We start from the raw sequence: 17305 nt of genomic DNA, 5'->3' as shown, positions 1-17305 counted from the left end.
TCAGGCCGGCCCGGTGGTAAGGCTCCAATATAGATGCGCAATATTCATATGTTTGAAAGATCTTTTTACGCCCTTTGTGTGTCCCTGGAGTTCTCTGTTTTGCCTGTCCCTCAAAGCTCCTGAAACCGCTTCCAAAAAAATTTGTAATTAAAATCATTTTTATTAGATTTCAGATTAATTAATTCATTGAACTAACTAAAGGGTTGGAGGATTATGGGCGAGATCAGAACATTCAAGGAGAGCGATGTCATCCCCCTATTGAATTTCTGCAATCGTAATATGGCCTACGATCAGTTTACGGAGCCTTTATTGCGAGAAAAAATTCTGGAAGATCCTGCCTTCTCTGCGGACTTGGTATTGATTTATCAGGAAGATAACCAGATTCTGGGCTTTGTGGATGGGGTGACCAGAACCATCGGCAAGGACAAAATTGGCTATGTAAAATTAATGGCGGTGGAAAAAAACTATCGGCGGCAAGGTCTGGGCAGGCAGCTTTATCTGGAACTGGAAAAACGATTAAAGGCCCTGGGCATGCAAAAAGTGCGTGTTTACGATGTGCCCTTCAACTACTTCATGCCGGGCATTGATCCCCGCTACACACCGGCACTGGCTTTTTTTGAAACCTTGGGATTTAAAAGATTTGCCGACACGTCAAACATGACGGTTGATCTGGCCAGGCAGTCCTTTGACACCGAAAATAAAGAAAAAAATTTGTTAGGCCAGGGCATCGTCATCAAACGAGCCGATTACGATGACCGGGAGGAATTATTGACCTTTATTGATGAATATTTCCCTTTATGGCGTTACGAGGTGCTTAACGCTTTTAATTCTATCCCTGTTGCCATACACATTGCGCTGTTTAATGGGAAAATTCGCGCCTTTTCAGCCCATAATGGCAATAATTTTGGAACCGGCTGGTTTGGCCCTATGGGAACCCATCCTGATTTGAGAGGAAAGGGCATCGGAGGGGTATTGCTCAAACGGTGCCTTAAGGATATGCAGGATTGGGGACTGGAAAAGTCAATCATTCCCTGGGTGGGCCCCATTCGCTTTTACTCCTATCATGTTAACGCGGTTGTGGAGCGCGTGTTCTGGCGTTACGAAAAAGATATCAGTTAAGTAGAGAAGAGCCAGTAACTTCTCTAATTTGCAATAATAAATCATTTAAACCAAAACAATAGACATTTGGCAGTGAAATTCAGCAGAGATGCCTTATTTTAAATGAAGGCAAATATTTAATTAGAATTTATCCCAAATTATTTGTATATTTAGCGGCCTTTTCTGAATAGTCGGGAGTTTATGAAGTCGCATTCATGAAAAATTTGAAAATTGGTTTGGTGCTTGGTGGCGGAGGGGCCAGGGGACTGGCGCACATTGGTGTGATCAGGGGCTTACTTAAAAACCAGATTCCTGTGCATTGTATTAGCGGTGTGAGTATGGGCGCCATTGTCGGAGCTGCTTTTGCCCTTCTGGCCGATATTCAGAAGGTTGAGCACAATTTTAAGAATTTCATATTTAGCGATAAATTTAAGAAACTAAAAGGCGAGTCCATTGATCTGAGCTCTGCAGAGAAACCCGAGGGCTTTTTCCATTTTATTACCCAAATTGTCAAAAAAAGCATTGTGATCAATCTGGCCGTGAATCGCCGTGGGCTGGTCGATGCCCGGCGCTTGCGTAGGGCTGTGCAATATTTAGTTCCCAGAGCAAATATTGAAGAAACAGCCATTCTCTTTGCCTGTTCGGCCTTAAATCTGGTTGATGGTCGTGAATATGTTTTTAGAAGAGGAGATTTGCACACAGCGCTGGTAGCCAGCTCTTCAATTCCTGGTTATTTGCCTCCAGTTCGGGCTTATAGCGGGGAATTTGTTGATGGAGCCGTGATCAATGGTTTTTCCCGTACAACTCTGTAAAGAATTGGGCGCCGATTTTACCATTGTTTGCGATGTTTCGCCGGGAATGGGAATGGTTCAACAGTTCAATAATATTCTCGATATCTTTATCCGATCGCATCGGGCGGTGGTGCACAGATTAAATGAAGAATTGTTGAAGCAGGCCGATTTTGTCCTGAAACCGCTTATAGGAGAAAAAACCTGGACGGATTTTGAGGCTATTGATTATTTTATTCAACAAGGTGAGGCGGTAGTCGAACAAAATATTGATTTATTAAAAGAGAAGATTAAACAGCGTTCCGGCTGGCTATATTCTTTAAAGGAGAAAATATTTGGTATTTGAGGCAGGCATGAAACGAGCGATTGTAATCATCATCGACGGAGTGGGGATTGGTGAATTGCCAGATGCAGCCCGATATCATGACCAGGGAAGCAATACCCTGGCCAATTTAGCCCGCGTTTTAGGCGGTTTGCACTTACCCAACCTTGAACGTTTAGGATTGGGTAAGATTCATCCCATCCAGGGTTTGCGCAGTGATTTGCCAGCTCAGGCCAATTGCGGGAAAATGGCCGAAATTTCTGCAGGTAAGGATTCTACTACCGGGCACTGGGAATTAGCCGGACTGATTTTAAAGCAACCCTTTCCGGTTTACCCCGATGGATTTCCTGAGGAAGTCATCGAGGAGTTTACGCGCAGAACGGGCTACCAGGTGATAGGTAACAAACCGGCTTCGGGAACTGAAATCATCAAGGAATTGGGGGAAGAACACCTGCGTAGTGGAAAATTGATTGTTTACACCTCTGCCGATTCGGTCTTTCAGATTGCTGCCCATCAGGATGTGGTGCCGCTGGAAAAATTGTACCAAATTTGCGAAACCGCCCGCGAGATGTTAACCGGTAAACACATGGTAGCGCGCGTCATTGCCCGCCCTTTCATTGGGACATCGGCCAGCGATTTTGTGCGCACACCCTACCGAAGGGATTTTTCTGTAAAGCCTTTTTCCAAAACCATATTAAAAATTTTACAGGAACAAGGCTGGCCAACCGTGGGCATTGGTAAAATCAACGATCTGTATGCGCACAGTGGCATTGAAAAAAGTATTAAGACAAAAAACAATCAGGAAGTTATGCAGGCCATCCTCGGGGAACTAAATGACACCCGGCGTGGTTTAATCATGGCCAATTTGGTAGATTTTGATATGTTATGGGGCCACCGTAATAATCCTCAAGGATTTTATCAGGGCTTGCAGGAGTTTGATAGTTGGTTGCCTGAGTTAGAAAAGCGTCTTCAGGAAGATGATCTGGTAATAATTACCGCAGATCATGGGAACGATCCGACAATGCCCAGCACCGATCATTCCAGAGAATATGTGCCTTTACTGGTTCTGGGGCCAGGATTTAAAAAGAATGTCAATTTAGGGGTGCGTAGCACGTTTGCCGATGTTCAGGCCACATTAAGCGAATATTTCGGAGTACCCGGGACCGGGAAAGGAAAAAGTTTTCTGTCCCAAATAGCTCAATTTTAAATCAAAATAAAAATGATGTTTCAAAAGAGTGGTTTGTGGGAAAAAGTTAAAAAGCGATTAGCCAGAGGTGCGCAAATTGCCAGTGCAACGTCCGAAAGCATTTCGAAACAGAGCAAGGTTAAAATAAACGAGCTGGGAATTAAAAAACAGATTGAAGAAAAGCTATTGGAGGTAGGCGGTCTGGTTTACAAAAAGGCCACCGAAAAAAATAGCCTGAATTTTGAACAAGATTTGATCATAAAACATTTAATAGAGCAGATTAAGGAATTGGAACTGGAATTACGTCAATTAAAGGCAATTAATAGCAAAAACAAAACAAATCAGCAGCCCGGATGAAATTTTTTTTTAGAAAACAACGTTTGACATTTTTTATTAAAAGTTTAACCAAATAAAATGGGGTAGGTTAAGTGAGCGATTTCTTTATCAGCAAAAACCAATCTTTAGAGAATTATCTGCGCGAAATCGGCGAAGTCCCTTTGTTGACTCCTGATGAGGAGATTGAGTTAGCCAAACGTATCAAGCAGGGCGATCAACGGGCCCTGAAAAAATTGGTGAGTGCCAATTTGCGTTTTGTGGTGAGCGTGGCTAAGTCGTACCAAAATTATGGCCTTTCGCTCGAAGATTTAATCAATGAGGGTAATTTAGGTTTAATGAAGGCGGCCTACCGGTTTGATGAAACCCGCGGCTTTAAGTTTATCTCCTATGCCGTATGGTGGATTAAACAATCCATTCTACAGGCTATTGCCGAACAGTCGAGGTTGGTTCGCTTACCCTTAAACAGAGTCGGTACCCTGACTAAGATCGGGAAAGTTTATAGTCAGTTAGAGCAAGAGTACGAACGGGAACCAACTCCGGAAGAGATCGCCAATGTTCTGGAAGTCGATTCGGGTGACATTACAGACACCATTAAGATGGCCACGCGCTCAGTTTCCATGGATTCCCCCTTGCAGAAAAACAGCGACAGCCGTTTGATCGATATTATTCAGAATCAGCAAGACCCGGAACCTGATGCGGAAGTGATGGGCGAATCGCTAAAAGAAGAAGTCAATTACATTCTGTCTACTTTAACAGCCCGTGAAGCCCGAATTTTGAAACTCTACTTTGGGCTGGATGGCGAAAAACCTCACACGCTGGAAGAGATTGGAGTTAAATTTAAACTGACCCGCGAACGCGTGCGTCAGATTAAAGAAAAGGCCCTGAGACGCTTACGACACAGTTCCCGCAGTAAAGTTTTGCGCTATTATCTGGGCTAATGTACTTTTTTTTGTGTTTTTTTTAATATTTTTAATAACTCTGCTTGCTAGCAGAGTTATTTTTTTTTATATTTTGATCTGAGTCACATTTAAATGGTAAACGGATTTAATCTTAATTCAGGGGCCCTTAGTATGAACGATGAATCTCGTATTATCTTTATTTCTCGAGATCAACGTAAAGTAAAAGAATTCAAAATCTCCCGCTGGAAACTCTTTACATCGATTTCTCTCTTTTTAATCGTTTTTCTGATCCTGGGTAAGCTGGGTATGGATATGCTGGTTGATTTCAGCCTGAACAGTGAAATGAAAAAACTGAGCCGTACCAATCTTGTTTTGCAGGATCGGTTGCTGGAAATGAGTAAAAAGTACAAGCAACTCACTCAGCAAATTCAAAAGATTGCAGAAACAGACGATCAGTTACGCGTGGTTTTAGGCTTGCCCAAGTTGAACGAAGATGTGCGTAAGGTAGGTATTGGTGGTTCTGATTACAACTACGAATTATTAGATCAGGTTAGCGGATTTGAATCAAAAATTGATCTCTCATCGACCTTAAAAAAGATCAACGAGCTGGAGCGTGAAGTTAAGCTGGAGATAGAGAGTTACCAGAGCTTGTTGAGTACGGTTTACAAAAAGCAGGATTCTGTGAAATATTTGCCGGCGCTCCGTCCGGTTATTCATGGCGTCATTTCCAGCGGGTTCGGGAAACGGTTTCATCCCATATTTAAAGTAATACGTTTCCACGAAGGGATCGACATCAGCGCGCCAACCCACACACCGGTTTATGCCTCTGCCGACGGAATTGTTAAATTTGCCGGTTACAATGGCGGTTATGGTAAAATGATCATGCTGGACCATAAATACGGTTTCCAGACCAGATATGGCCATCTGAGCAAAATATTGGTACGCAGAGGACAACGCGTTAAACGCGGTGAAAAAATTGCTGAAGTGGGCAATACAGGCATTAGCACAGCGCCTCATCTGCATTACGAGGTTCTGTTACATGGCCGGCATCTCGATCCCGAACTCTTTTTCTTTGATGATCAAAATTTAAATCGCTCCATTGTAGCAAACTCCAATTAGCTGTCAATTGCGAGCGCTACACATGTGGTGGCCATGGTGATTACTCAACTTTCCTTTTTAAAACGAGGGCTTCTGGCCCTCGTTTTAATTCATGGACTGTCTGCCCAACAGGTTGAACTTCTTTTTACGGGCGATGTTCAACTGGCCCACCATTTTGAGCGCTATGTTAAAAACGATTTTAAATACCCATTCGCCAAAATCCCCTGGTTTAAACAAACCGACCTGTCTATAATTAATCTGGAAGCTCCACTGACCACAGCCCAGCAAGCTATGGAAAAACCCTATGTGTTTAAGGCGCGACCGGACTATGTTGCCATTTTAAAACAAGCCCATGTGGGCCTGGTGAATCTGGCCAATAATCACATCTATGATTACGGTGCAGAAGGGCTTTTGCAAACCCTCGCCGTTTTAGATAAGGCAAACATTGCTCACGTAGGGGCAGGAAGAAATCTCCACGAAGCCCGTAAACCAGCCCTATTTACGATTAAAGGAATTAAGCTGGCTTTTCTGGGCTATTACGGCCTTACGGCTCACGAAGAATCGCATCCGGCCAGTCAGACAGAAGCCGGCACGGCTCTGCGTAACTTAAAATTCATTAAAGAAGATATTCACAAACTAAAAAATAAGGTTGATTTTATCACTGTGATTTTTCATTGGGGGCAGGAAAAGAAACATTTTCCAGAGAAAGATCAGATCTGGTTTGCGCATCGCGTGATTGACTATGGCGCCGATTTGATTGTGGGACATCACCCCCATGTGTTGCAGGGCGTTGAAAAATACAAGCAAGGGATCGTTGTCTATTCTCTAGGAGATTTTATTTTCGGCGGCAACCGACGCATTTACAAAGAAAGCGCCGTGCTCAAAGTCATTATCCCTGTAAAAACCGTTGCCAACTGGCACATCGAAATGATCCCGGTGGCTACTCGCTACTGGCAGCCATTCCGTTTAACCGGCGCCCGACGCGATACCGTGCTTAAAAACCTGAAACAGTATTCGGAAATTTTTGATCAAAGCCCGCTAACAGAGATGCAATCGGTTCCAGATATTAATTCGGCAAAGCCCGTGCTCTTAAAAACGTATGACCATTAAGGCTAAAACGGATCTGAGTTGGTCGGCCATACCCGATTCCGGAGCACAGTAGTAGCGCGAACTGCTCTGGCCTGCACAAAAGAACGCCAAAATTATTAAAGATGGCGGAAAAAATCATGCCATCCCTACCTGCCAACGTTGGTCGAATGGCCTTAAACAGGCGAGGTTCTGAATCAAAATCCTTGCTACGCAGGCTGGACTGGGCAACCGCTGGAAAGAACGGACCCCTGATTTCCACGGAATCCAATCCCGAAGACCGAAATCGTCTTTGCCTCAGATCGGAAAAGGCATGAATAATATTTGAAATAATCGGTTTAACATGTTAAAATTGCATTTTACATTGAATGTTCAAAAAATCAAATTTTAAAGGAATTCATATGTCTGTTTCAAAAAAGGATGTGGCTTACATTGCTACTCTGGCCAAATTGAAATTGAAGGAAGAGGAAGTTCCTTTACTCACCGAACAGTTGAATAAAATTTTAGAATATGTCAACCACTTGAATGAATTGGACACGAGTTCGGTTGAACCTCTGGCCCATCCTCTGGAGATGAACAATGTCTTCCGGGAAGATCAGCCTCAAAAATCACTTTCTCAGGAAGAGGCTCTAAAGAATGCGCCTAGAAAGGCCGGGGCCTATTTTAGCGTTCCCAAGGTGGTGCGTAAATGAACGCTATTTGCGTCATTCCTGCGCGTTACGGGTCTACACGTTTTCCGGGAAAACCATTAGCCCAAATTCAGGGCAAGCCCATGATACAATGGGTGTACGAACGGGCCGCCAGGGCCAAAAACTTTCAAAATGTGTTGGTGGCTACTGATGATCAGCGCATTGCGCAGGTTGTTCAGGCGTTCGGAGGCCAGGTGTTCATGACCCCGACTGATTTACCTTCTGGGACGGATAGGGTGGCATTTACGGTAAAAGATTTAGAGGCTGATGTGGTGGTTAATTTGCAGGGCGATGAACCGCTGATCAATCCTCAATTGTTAGATCGTTTGGTACAGGTTTTTAGGGATAGGCCTGAGGTTGAAGTAGCAACGCCCGTGAAAAGGATAACGCGTATGGAGGAGCTTACCGATCCCAATCTGGTGCGCGTGGTACGAAATCGGCAAGATTTTGCACTCTATTTTACACGCAGTGTCATTCCTTATTTACGGGATGTGCCCCGTCAGGAAGACTGGCTACGTACATTTCCCTTTTTTAAACATGTGGGCATTTACGCCTATCGCAAAGAATTTTTATTGGAGCTTACCGCACTTCAACAGGGCGCATTGGAAAAGGCCGAAAAACTGGAGCAGCTGCGCATCCTGGAATATGGTCACAAAATTTACACCATTGAAACAGACTACGACTCATTGAGCGTCGATACGCCGGAAGATTTGAGTCGTTTAAATCAGATCGTAGTAAAATATCAAAATGAAGGATTGCTATGAAAAATCGAAAGTACATCTTTCTTACCGGTGGCGTTGTCTCTTCTTTAGGCAAAGGAATTGCCTGTTCTTCTCTGGGCTTATTGTTGAAATCGAGAGGGTACAAAGTTACGATATTAAAACTCGATCCTTACATTAATGTAGATCCCGGAACCATGAGTCCCTATCAGCATGGTGAGGTTTATGTGACCGATGATGGCGCTGAAACCGATCTGGACCTGGGGCATTACGAACGATTTTTAGATGAAAACATGACGCGCGACAACAACGCCACGGCCGGACAGATCTATTTTGAAGTCATTCAGAAAGAACGCAAAGGCGACTATTTAGGGGCCACCGTTCAGGTAATTCCCCATATTACGGATGCCATTAATGAGAAAATAATCAATGTGGGCGAAAAAACAGATGCCGATATTGTCATTGTGGAAATAGGCGGAACAGTAGGCGATATTGAAAGCCAGCCCTTTCTGGAAGCCATCCGACAATTTCGCTTAAAAGATGAACGCCACGATACCCTGGTAATCCATCTGACTCTGGTGCCCTTTATTGCCGGCGCCAATGAACTAAAAACCAAACCCACGCAACATTCTGTAATGCGCTTGCGTGAGATTGGTTTGCAACCGGATATCCTTTTGTGCCGTACCGATCGGCCTTTGCCTGAGAATGTAAAACAGAAAATCGGGCTTTTTTGTAATGTCTCTTCGCAGGAGGTCATCGATGCGCTGGACGTTTCCCTGATTTATGAGGTTCCTTTACAATACGCTGAGGTAAAATTTGATGAATTGGTTCTGGACAAATTGCGACTGGAAAAAAGGGAACTGAATATCGATGAATGGCGCCAGAAAGTGGAGAGATATCAAAAAGTAAAGCGCGCCATTAAGATTGCGGTTTGTGGAAAATACGTGGAACTGCACGATGCTTACAAGAGCATCGTTGCAGCCTTTGAACATGCCGGCATGGAAAACGATGTTCGGGTGGAATTGAAATGGATTAATAGTGAGCAATTGACGCAGAAAAATGTTGCCAAAAAATTGGCCGATGTCAGTGGCATTTTAGTCCCTGGCGGATTTGGCGAACGCGGCATTGAAGGCAAATTAACAGCCATTCGCTACGCCCGCGAAAACAAAATTCCCTTTTTCGGCATCTGTCTGGGATTGCAATGTGCAGTGATTGAATATGCGCGGAATGTGCTGGGGAAAGTTGAAGCCAATAGTACCGAGTTCGATCCCCAAACCAGCGATCCGGTCATTCATTTGATGGAAACGCAAAAATCGATTAAACGCATGGGAGGCACCATGCGCCTGGGGAGCTATCCCTGTAAATTACGTAGTGGTACCAAAGCTTACATGGCCTACAAGCAATCCTTAATCGAAGAACGGCACCGCCATCGCTATGAGTTTAACAATAGCTACCGTCTGGAATTAGAAGAGGTGGGCATGATCATCAGCGGGCTTTCACCGGATGGCGATTTGGTAGAAATGATAGAATTGAAGGACCATCCCTGGTTTGTTGGCTGCCAATTTCATCCGGAATTGAAGTCGCGCGTAAAGCGGGCCCATCCCTTATTCAGGGATTTTGTAGGCGCAGCATTAAAGTTCAGTCAAGAACATTAAAGTAAAGATCGCATTTAGCCAGCCGAATATTTGTGGTAGTGTTTGCGTCAAAAGGTGCGCACGTTTTCATATTTAAAAAGAGTGTTTAGTGATGCACAAAGGGAATCTACCACAGCAAATTATTCTATTTCAGTCGGCTAATCCTTATCAAAAAATCCTCAAGAAATATTTGAATGACTGGAAGATTAAAATCATTGAAGCCGAGTATTTTGCGCAGATCCAGGATCCGCAAGTTATTGAAGATTGCCCCTGCGCTCTGGCCATTATTGAGGATCAAAAAGGAGTTGAATTTCTAAGAGCGATCATGCATTATTATCCCTGGACGCAAAGAATTATGTTAGCGGAAAAACCGGAAGCGCAACTTTTAGAATCTGCCATTAACAGAGCCCATGTCAATTACTTTCTCCATTTACCCCTGGAAAAGAATGAATTTTACGTTTACCTGATCAAGGCCAATCGTCGCTTTAAGAGTTTAATTGGCCCGCTAAGCAAATTTGAAGCTTTGAGCGAAGTAACCATAGATCTGCTGGAAGATAATCAACGCTTTCGAGATGAATCTCAAAAAGACGCATTAACCGGACTGTTGAACCGCCGTTCATTCAATGTGTCTATTGAAAATTTGTGGCATGCTTTTTTAAAAAAACGACAGTTTTTTTCGCTGGCCATGCTCGATATTGATCATTTTAAAAAGATCAACGATAAATACGGCCATCCTGCCGGAGACGAAGTGCTTAAACAATTGGGCGAGATACTGAATACAAATATGCGTACCGAACAGGACTTTGCTTTTCGGGTGGGCGGCGAAGAATTTGCTCTACTTTCTGTTGAGATCAAAAAAGAAAGCATGGTTAAATATGTAGAACGACTTTTGAATATCGTCCGAAATCGGGTTGTTACCTGGGACCATTTTGAAATCCGATTTACCTTTAGTGCGGGCGTGGCTGATGTTTTTCAGGCTGAAAGCCCGCAGGACTTAATCAAGAAGGCAGATCTGGCCCTGTATCAGGCCAAAAACCAGGGACGCAATCGAATTGTGATATGGGAGCAGGGGGAATAACACGCAAGGATTTACTGAGATTCTCGTGAACTAATGAATTGTTCATATCCTGCGAATCGATTCCCCCACATCCTTTAATCTTTTTCCTTTTTACTTTGCAAGCAAACCCACCCCTAACCCCTCCCAGGAGAGGGACTTTGCTCTTCAACTTTGCACAGCAAACCATTTTTAAAGAACATCTTTCCTGGCACGTAGATTTAGTTTCCCCTCCTCCGGAGGAGACTAAGGGGTGGGTAAAACCCTACCAACCGACCCAAGCCCCTCCACATCCTTAAACTTTCTCAAAAGTTGGAACTCATTTTTACGATGCAGAATGTGCACTCCGGGCAAATGTGGCCAGCTGTTTATTATTACGATCTCTAAACTGGCTGATGATTTTCATGGCCCGCTCAAAAGGCACGGTAATGAATGAAAATTCGTCCTTAACCTTCACATCGTCGATGTGAAATGCTTTGGTTTGCGTTTTAGCAGCCACCAGGGCTACCAATTTCCTGGGCGTTAAACCATGCTGCCGCCCCAGTGAAATAAATAGACGGGCTTTATGTCCCCTGTCTTTTGGTTTAGATCCGGAAGCAACATCTTTGACATTTTGGGGCTGTAACAGATGCTGAAAATTGTACTGCAGCACCGAAGAAAGAACTTCCACAGCATCGTTGCCCTCCAATAAATTTTTGGCCCAATCTACAAATACGGCCTCGCTCTTGCCAGCAGGCATCCGTTCCAGGTCGGCATTAATTTTTTCGATTTTTGATTGAATGATTTCCTGAGGTGTGGGTAATTTGGCTTTGTAGATTTTTTTACCGCTCATCTGTTGAATGATCTTAAAACGTCTGAATTCGCCAGGTGTGACAAAGGTGATGGCCGTGCCTTTTTTACCTGCTCGTCCGGTTCGGCCAATACGATGCACGTACGATTCCGGATCTTGTGGTAAGGCGTAATTGACTACATGGGTTAAGTCGTTCACATCAATCCCACGAGCTGCCACGTCGGTTGCCACCAGAATCTTTACCTTGCGTTGCCTGAATCGTTTGAGGCTTCTTTCCCGCTGGGCCTGAGAAATTTCACCGTGAATGGCTTCGGCATTGTAGCCTTTTTCGATTAATTTTTCGGCCAGATCGGCTGCGTCTTTTCTCGTTTTACAGAAAACCAGCCCATAGAACTCTTTCTCAAAATCCATAATCAAAGTCAGAGCGCGTAACTTTTCTGAAACGCGTACTTCGTAATAAAGCTGATCTGTTTGATTAGGCATTAACTGTTCTTTTTCGGTTTTGAGTAGTTCATAATGCTTAATGTATTTACGCGCCAGGTCCTGAATCCGTTGTGGCATGGTGGCCGAAAAGAGCAGAGTGCGCTTCTGGGAATTGGTGTGACGCATAATCTCTTCCATGTCTTCAATAAAGCCCATATTGAGCATCTCGTCTGCTTCATCCAAAATGAGCTGGTCGATTTGATCCAGTATTAATGATTTGCGGTGCAGATGATCGATGATTCGTCCCGGCGTTCCCACTACAATGTGCACGCCTTGTTTGAGTTTTTTTAATTGAGCCTCAATGGCCTGCCCGCCATAAATGGGTACAATCTTTAAGTCCTTGTCGCCTTTTAATGAGTCAATTTCCTGGGCTACCTGCAATGCCAGCTCTCTTGTGGGCACCAGGATCAAAGCCTGTACTGTTGGAGAATTGGGGTCGCTCATTTCAATAAGAGGTAATCCAAAAGCTGCAGTTTTACCGCTTCCGGTTTGAGCCTGGGCAATGATATTGATTTCGTTTTCCATCATCAAAGGAATGGTTAAAGTCTGAATGTCGGTGGGATGTTCAAAGCCCTTCTTGTCAATAGCCTTTAGCACATGGGCTGATAATCCAAAATCATGAAATCGCGGGGTCTTTCCCATCATAATCTCCCTTTCAATAGGTGTCGTACTCAATTGCACGAAAAGAACCGTTGCGGAACGCTCCGTACAGCAAAGTGATTGGGTTTATTCAACGGTGATTTTTAATCCCGGGAGTCATTGGAGAATGGTTGCCAAAACGGGCAGGTATCCTAACCTCGACCTGGTTCAGGATTTTTAAAATGCACTGCAGAAACTTCGTTTAATTCCATTCTTAATATAGGTTGTTTTTTTTTGATTCCCAAATAAACTTTGCACAGAGTCCTGAATTTAGGAATATTCCCCTTAAAAGATCTAAGGCAGCATAGCCGCAACCAAAACTAACCGCAAAGAGCACAAAGAAATTATTTGCCCTCACCCCCTCGATCCCCCTCTCCCAGAATAAAAATCCTGGAGAGGGGGAAGGCTTGTGTGGGAAATTTTCTCACCTGTGTTGGAAACACCATTCACGATTAATGGGAATTGGGAATGTCAGCCTGATGTTTATTCGACCATTCAACAAATCAACTATTCAACGGTTTTACTTCCTCACACAGCACAAAAATTTTCGCACGCTAAAGCGCAATATCCTACGAAGGAAGTATTCTAATTTAAACTCTTACACACATACACTTTTGCACGCTTGTGTCTGCCAGGGGAGGTCTCGAGCTAAAGCTCGAGTTACGTCTAAAGCGGGATTCAGAATGACATGCCGACACGGGCCCTCACCGCCTGGGCATGATTTGCCGTTTCACAAAATAATTCATAATTCGTAATTTTTAATTAAAATTAATTCTTTGTGCCCTTAGCGGCTTTTTAAAGGTTATGGCTCTGCTGCTTTAGTTTTTCTGATTTGCATTCCATATTTTTCTTTAGGAAATTGCCCAAAGACGAATCATCGCTTGAGGTTAACATGAAACCAATGGAATTCTGGGTCAAACATCTGGATTTGCGGCCCCATCCGGAAGGCGGCTATTACCGTGAAGTGTACCGCAACAAGGAAACAATTTCAGCAGAAGCGCTTGCTCCGCGTTTTTCAAAGAAACACGCTTTCAGCACGGCCATCTATTTTTTGCTGCCTGGTGACAGCTTTTCTGCCTTTCATCGCTTAAAATCCGATGAAATCTGGCACTTTTACAGCGGGCATGCCATAACCCTGTTTCTTCTATTTCCCGATGGTTCATTGCAGCAAAAACTATTGGGCCCTGATGCGGAGCAGGGTGAACAATTTCAAATCGTGGTGCCCCATGATGTCTGGTTTGCCGCCCGCGTAAATAAAAAAAAGGCTTATGCTCTGGTAGGTTGTACTGTGGCCCCCGGTTTTGAGTTTGAAGATTTCGAATTAGGCCAGAGGGAGATGCTGTTGAAGGCTTTCCCTCAGCACAAAAAGATCATTGAACAATTGACACGTCAATGAAAGAAAACGCAGAAATTACCTATCAGTTGATTTTGCAGATTGAAGAGACCATTACCGTGAAGGTTGGAGCGCTGGGCGAGTTTATTTTCCCTGCAGGAAAGTACTTCTACACTGGCAGCGCCCGCAAAAACCTGGAACAGCGTTTAAATCGACATTTTAAAAAATCCAAAAAATTGCGCTGGCATATCGATTATTTAACCGTCCAACCACAGGTAAAAATAATTGGTGTGAAAACTTTTAAAGAAGAAGAGTGTGCGATCAATCAAACATCACCGGGTAAAATTTTGGTACCGGGTTTTGGTGCAAGCGATTGCCGCAAGCATTGCGGAGCGCATCTTAAATTTCTTGGGAATACCGTTGGGGAAAAGTGAGAGAGGCCAGGATTTTATTTGACAGACAACAGCCAGGCTTCGGCTTCTTCTTTTGTGGAGAACAGTTTTACCGTGTGGCCCTGGTTTAAAAAAACCGTTTCCAGAAAATGAAATTCGGCAGTGCGGTCGCCTACTACTAAGGCTCGTTTGCAGGTTCCGTTTACTCCCGTATTTTGGGCCAGTTTAGGCATCCGGTAGATTTCCAATAGATTGGGCGTGGGAATGGCCTGGCGTAAATCATTCAAAACACATTTACACCCTTTATGGCTGATCAACTTAGAGACCTCTGCTGCAAGCTGCTGCAAAAGCTCAGCATCTAATTTTCCTTCGACTTTTACCATGATGCATTTTTTCCCTTCATGGTAATGAATCGAGTAGGCCATATTTTTCCCTTTTGTTTTCTATTTTAAAACGCAAAACACCAAAATTTATTTCTATTGGTCGTTTTACGCAAGGTGTCATATTGTACTGGGAGAGAATAATGATCGCTTTACTCTTATCCTACTTTTAAAATTGCGCAAAGAGATTTTGCTAATGAAACACTAAGAAATATTTACCTCGCAAGTTCGATTTCCCATTACAGATTTGCCTTTTTAATTGTTCTGATGAATGCCATTTTACGCATCTGTTTTTGTAAATATAGAGTAATTTAAATTTTTTTTAAATTTTTTGTTGACAAATCCGGATCATCCCCTTATATTTGGCGGAAATTAATTTAACGAGTTGAATAAATATGCAAAATGCGACACAAAAAATAGGTTACCAGGGCCAGGCTTTCTATTTACGGGAAGCACATGTGTGCATTTTGTCCACTTTAGACCTTCACATTTTAGATAACCTCCTCCTTCTCGGGATTATTATAATTAGCCTTATTCTTATTATTGGCTAATGAGAGCGTCAATCCCGAGATCAAATAAATCCATAACTCCCCCATAAAATTTAAAACGGATTTCGGGATTGACTCCCGGGAAGCAGAAGTTTATCTGAATGGACATGAAGCAGGAGGAAGACACATTGCGTTCGGACCGAATCAAAAAGGGAATCGAAAGGGCACCGCACCGCAGCTTACTAAAGGCCACGGGCGTCATTCGTTCGGATGAAGATTTTGGAAAACCGTTCATTGGCCTGGCTAATTCGTACACGGATTTAATCCCCGGTCATGTGCATCTGCATGAGTTGGGGCAGGTGGTCAAACAGGCCATCCGGCAGGCCGGGGGAGTCCCCTTTGAATTTAACACCATTGGCGTGGATGATGGTATTGCCATGGGACACATCGGCATGCGCTATTCGCTGGCCAGCCGCGAGCTGATTGCCGACAGTGTGGAGACGGTGGTTCAGGCCCATCAACTGGATGGCTTGATCTGCATTACCAACTGCGACAAGATTGTACCGGGCATGCTCATGGCGGCAGTACGCTTGAACATTCCCACCATCTTTATTTCTGGCGGGCCCATGAAGGCCGGAATACTGCCTTCCGGAGACACCGTGGATTTAATCTCCGTGTTTGAAGGCGTGGGTAAACGCTTGCGCAATGAGATTGACGATGAAGAACTCAAAGCGCTGGAAAATCATGGTTGTCCCACCTGCGGTTCCTGTTCCGGCATGTTTACGGCCAATTCCATGAACTGTCTTTTGGAAGCGCTGGGTTTGGCCCTGCCCGGTAATGGTACGATCTTAGCCGTTGATCCGCTGCGCCAGGAACTGGCAGAGCAAGCGGGACGACAGATCGTTCAACTGGTTAAGGACGATGTAAAGCCTTCGGATATTCTTTCGCCTGCTGCCCTGGAGAACGCTTTTGCCCTGGATATGGCCATGGGGGGCAGTACCAACACGGTTCTGCACACCCTGGCCGTAGCGCACGAAGCCGGTATCCCTTTCGATTTACAAAGGATCAATCAAATTTCTGATAAGGTGCCCTATCTGTGTAAGGTTAGTCCGGCGACGCCTTTTGTGCACATGGAAGATGTGGATCGGGCCGGAGGCATTTCGGCGATTTTAAAAGAGCTTAGCCGCTTAGACGGGCTTTTGCATCTCGATCAATTAACCGTAACCGGTCAAACCCTGGGAGAAAATATTGCCCGGGCAACCATAAAAGACGAACGCGTGATTCACCCTCTGGAAAAGGCCTATTCCAGGACCGGCGGGCTGGTGGTGTTGTTCGGTAATTTGGCTCCAGAAGGAGGCGTTGTTAAGACCGGCGCTGTTGATCCCAAAATGATGGTGCACGAGGGTCCGGTCAGAATTTACGAATCCGAGACCGAAGCCCTGGAAGGCATTGCCCGCCAGGAAATTGAACCCGGCGATGTGGTGGTTATTCGTTACGAAGGCCCGCGCGGCGGGCCCGGCATGCCGGAAATGCTCTCGCCGACCAGCGCCATCATGGGCATGGGTCTGGGCGATAAGGTGGCGCTGATTACCGACGGCCGTTTTTCTGGCGGAACGCGTGGTGCATGTATTGGGCATGTTTCCCCGGAAGCAGCAGATAGAGGACCCATTGCCTCTCTGAAAGCAGGCGACCGCATCCGTATTGACATCCCTAACCGCAGATTGGATGTGTTAATTTCTGAAAAAGAGATGCAACAACGCTTAAGCGACTTGCCGCCTTTTGAACCAAAAATTAAAAAAGGTTACCTGGCCAGGTATCAGCAAAATGTGACCTCGGCCAGCAAAGGTGCCATTTTGAAAAATCCATGGGCTTAACAAAACAAGGAGAATGC

At 44.5% G+C, this 17305-nt stretch carries 17 protein-coding genes; 15 read left to right on the top strand and 2 right to left on the bottom strand.

Annotated features, from left to right (window positions below):
- Window positions 1–213 precede the first annotated feature (213 nt).
- The 12 genes from ACWB0I_RS12280 to ACWB0I_RS12225 all read left to right on the top strand — a co-directional run bounded on the left by ACWB0I_RS12280 (window position 214) and on the right by ACWB0I_RS12225 (window position 10933).
- Entirely contained in the window at window positions 214–1119 is a 906-nt protein-coding gene (locus ACWB0I_RS12280; protein WP_479388357.1) for a GNAT family N-acetyltransferase, read from the top strand.
- A 194-nt stretch (window positions 1120–1313) separates the two neighbouring features.
- Window positions 1314–1910, top strand: a complete 597-nt coding sequence (locus ACWB0I_RS12275) for a patatin-like phospholipase family protein (protein WP_479388356.1) — start codon at window positions 1314–1316, stop codon at window positions 1908–1910.
- Window positions 1885–2232 (top strand): hypothetical protein, encoded by a 348-nt coding sequence (locus tag ACWB0I_RS12270; RefSeq protein WP_479388355.1) that lies wholly within the window; start codon window positions 1885–1887, stop codon window positions 2230–2232. The genes ACWB0I_RS12275 and ACWB0I_RS12270 overlap by 26 nt, the downstream gene beginning before the upstream one ends.
- Window positions 2233–2239: 7 nt before the next feature.
- Entirely contained in the window at window positions 2240–3415 is a 1176-nt protein-coding gene (locus ACWB0I_RS12265) for a phosphopentomutase (protein WP_479388354.1), read from the top strand.
- A gap of 12 nt (window positions 3416–3427) precedes the next feature.
- On the top strand, window positions 3428–3751 hold the full coding sequence (locus ACWB0I_RS12260; RefSeq protein ID WP_479388353.1) for a hypothetical protein: 324 nt from the start codon (window positions 3428–3430) through the stop codon (window positions 3749–3751).
- A 71-nt stretch (window positions 3752–3822) separates the two neighbouring features.
- Window positions 3823–4668 (top strand): sigma-70 family RNA polymerase sigma factor, encoded by an 846-nt coding sequence (locus ACWB0I_RS12255; protein ID WP_006929188.1) that lies wholly within the window; start codon window positions 3823–3825, stop codon window positions 4666–4668.
- A 132-nt stretch (window positions 4669–4800) separates the two neighbouring features.
- Complete coding sequence (locus tag ACWB0I_RS12250; RefSeq protein ID WP_479388352.1) at window positions 4801–5748, top strand: M23 family metallopeptidase; 948 nt, start codon at window positions 4801–4803, stop codon at window positions 5746–5748.
- A 33-nt stretch (window positions 5749–5781) separates the two neighbouring features.
- A complete protein-coding gene (locus ACWB0I_RS12245; protein WP_479388351.1) occupies window positions 5782–6837 on the top strand; it encodes a CapA family protein in 1056 nt (351 codons plus the stop codon).
- Between the two features lie 377 nt (window positions 6838–7214).
- Entirely contained in the window at window positions 7215–7505 is a 291-nt protein-coding gene (gatC, locus tag ACWB0I_RS12240; RefSeq protein ID WP_479388350.1) for an Asp-tRNA(Asn)/Glu-tRNA(Gln) amidotransferase subunit GatC, read from the top strand.
- On the top strand, window positions 7502–8266 hold the full coding sequence (kdsB, locus tag ACWB0I_RS12235) for a 3-deoxy-manno-octulosonate cytidylyltransferase (RefSeq protein WP_479388349.1): 765 nt from the start codon (window positions 7502–7504) through the stop codon (window positions 8264–8266). The genes gatC and kdsB overlap by 4 nt, the downstream gene beginning before the upstream one ends.
- Window positions 8263–9876 carry a CTP synthase gene (locus tag ACWB0I_RS12230; RefSeq protein ID WP_479388348.1) on the top strand — a complete coding sequence of 538 codons (1614 nt, stop codon included), beginning with the start codon at window positions 8263–8265 and terminating at the stop codon, window positions 9874–9876. The genes kdsB and ACWB0I_RS12230 overlap by 4 nt, the downstream gene beginning before the upstream one ends.
- Before the next feature lie 91 nt (window positions 9877–9967).
- On the top strand, window positions 9968–10933 hold the full coding sequence (locus tag ACWB0I_RS12225; RefSeq protein ID WP_479388364.1) for a GGDEF domain-containing response regulator: 966 nt from the start codon (window positions 9968–9970) through the stop codon (window positions 10931–10933).
- Between the two features lie 301 nt (window positions 10934–11234).
- Here ACWB0I_RS12225 and ACWB0I_RS12220 read toward each other — a convergent pair whose 3' ends face one another.
- Window positions 11235–12827 carry a DEAD/DEAH box helicase gene (locus ACWB0I_RS12220; RefSeq protein WP_479388347.1) on the bottom strand — a complete coding sequence of 531 codons (1593 nt, stop codon included), beginning with the start codon at window positions 12825–12827 and terminating at the stop codon, window positions 11235–11237.
- A gap of 886 nt (window positions 12828–13713) precedes the next feature.
- Here ACWB0I_RS12220 and ACWB0I_RS12215 point away from each other — a divergent pair.
- Together ACWB0I_RS12215 and ACWB0I_RS12210 are read left to right on the top strand one after the other, a co-directional pair.
- Window positions 13714–14217: a cupin domain-containing protein gene (locus tag ACWB0I_RS12215; RefSeq protein WP_479388346.1), complete on the top strand. Its 504-nt coding sequence runs from the start codon at window positions 13714–13716 to the stop codon at window positions 14215–14217.
- Window positions 14214–14588 (top strand): GIY-YIG nuclease family protein, encoded by a 375-nt coding sequence (locus ACWB0I_RS12210; protein ID WP_479388345.1) that lies wholly within the window; start codon window positions 14214–14216, stop codon window positions 14586–14588. Before ACWB0I_RS12215 ends, ACWB0I_RS12210 begins: the two co-directional genes overlap by 4 nt.
- A 14-nt stretch (window positions 14589–14602) precedes the next feature.
- Here ACWB0I_RS12210 and ACWB0I_RS12205 read toward each other — a convergent pair whose 3' ends face one another.
- Window positions 14603–14971, bottom strand: coding sequence for a SpoIIAA family protein (locus ACWB0I_RS12205; RefSeq protein WP_479388344.1), 369 nt, complete (start codon window positions 14969–14971; stop codon window positions 14603–14605).
- 631 nt (window positions 14972–15602) lie between these two features.
- Between ACWB0I_RS12205 and ilvD the strand changes: the two genes are divergently transcribed.
- Window positions 15603–17288 (top strand): dihydroxy-acid dehydratase, encoded by a 1686-nt coding sequence (gene ilvD, locus ACWB0I_RS12200; protein WP_479388363.1) that lies wholly within the window; start codon window positions 15603–15605, stop codon window positions 17286–17288.
- Window positions 17289–17305 lie beyond the last annotated feature (17 nt).

Source organism: Caldithrix sp. (genome assembly GCF_056497305.1).
Note: the sequence above shows the minus strand (reverse complement) of the source record. Positions and strands in the feature narration are given on the sequence as shown.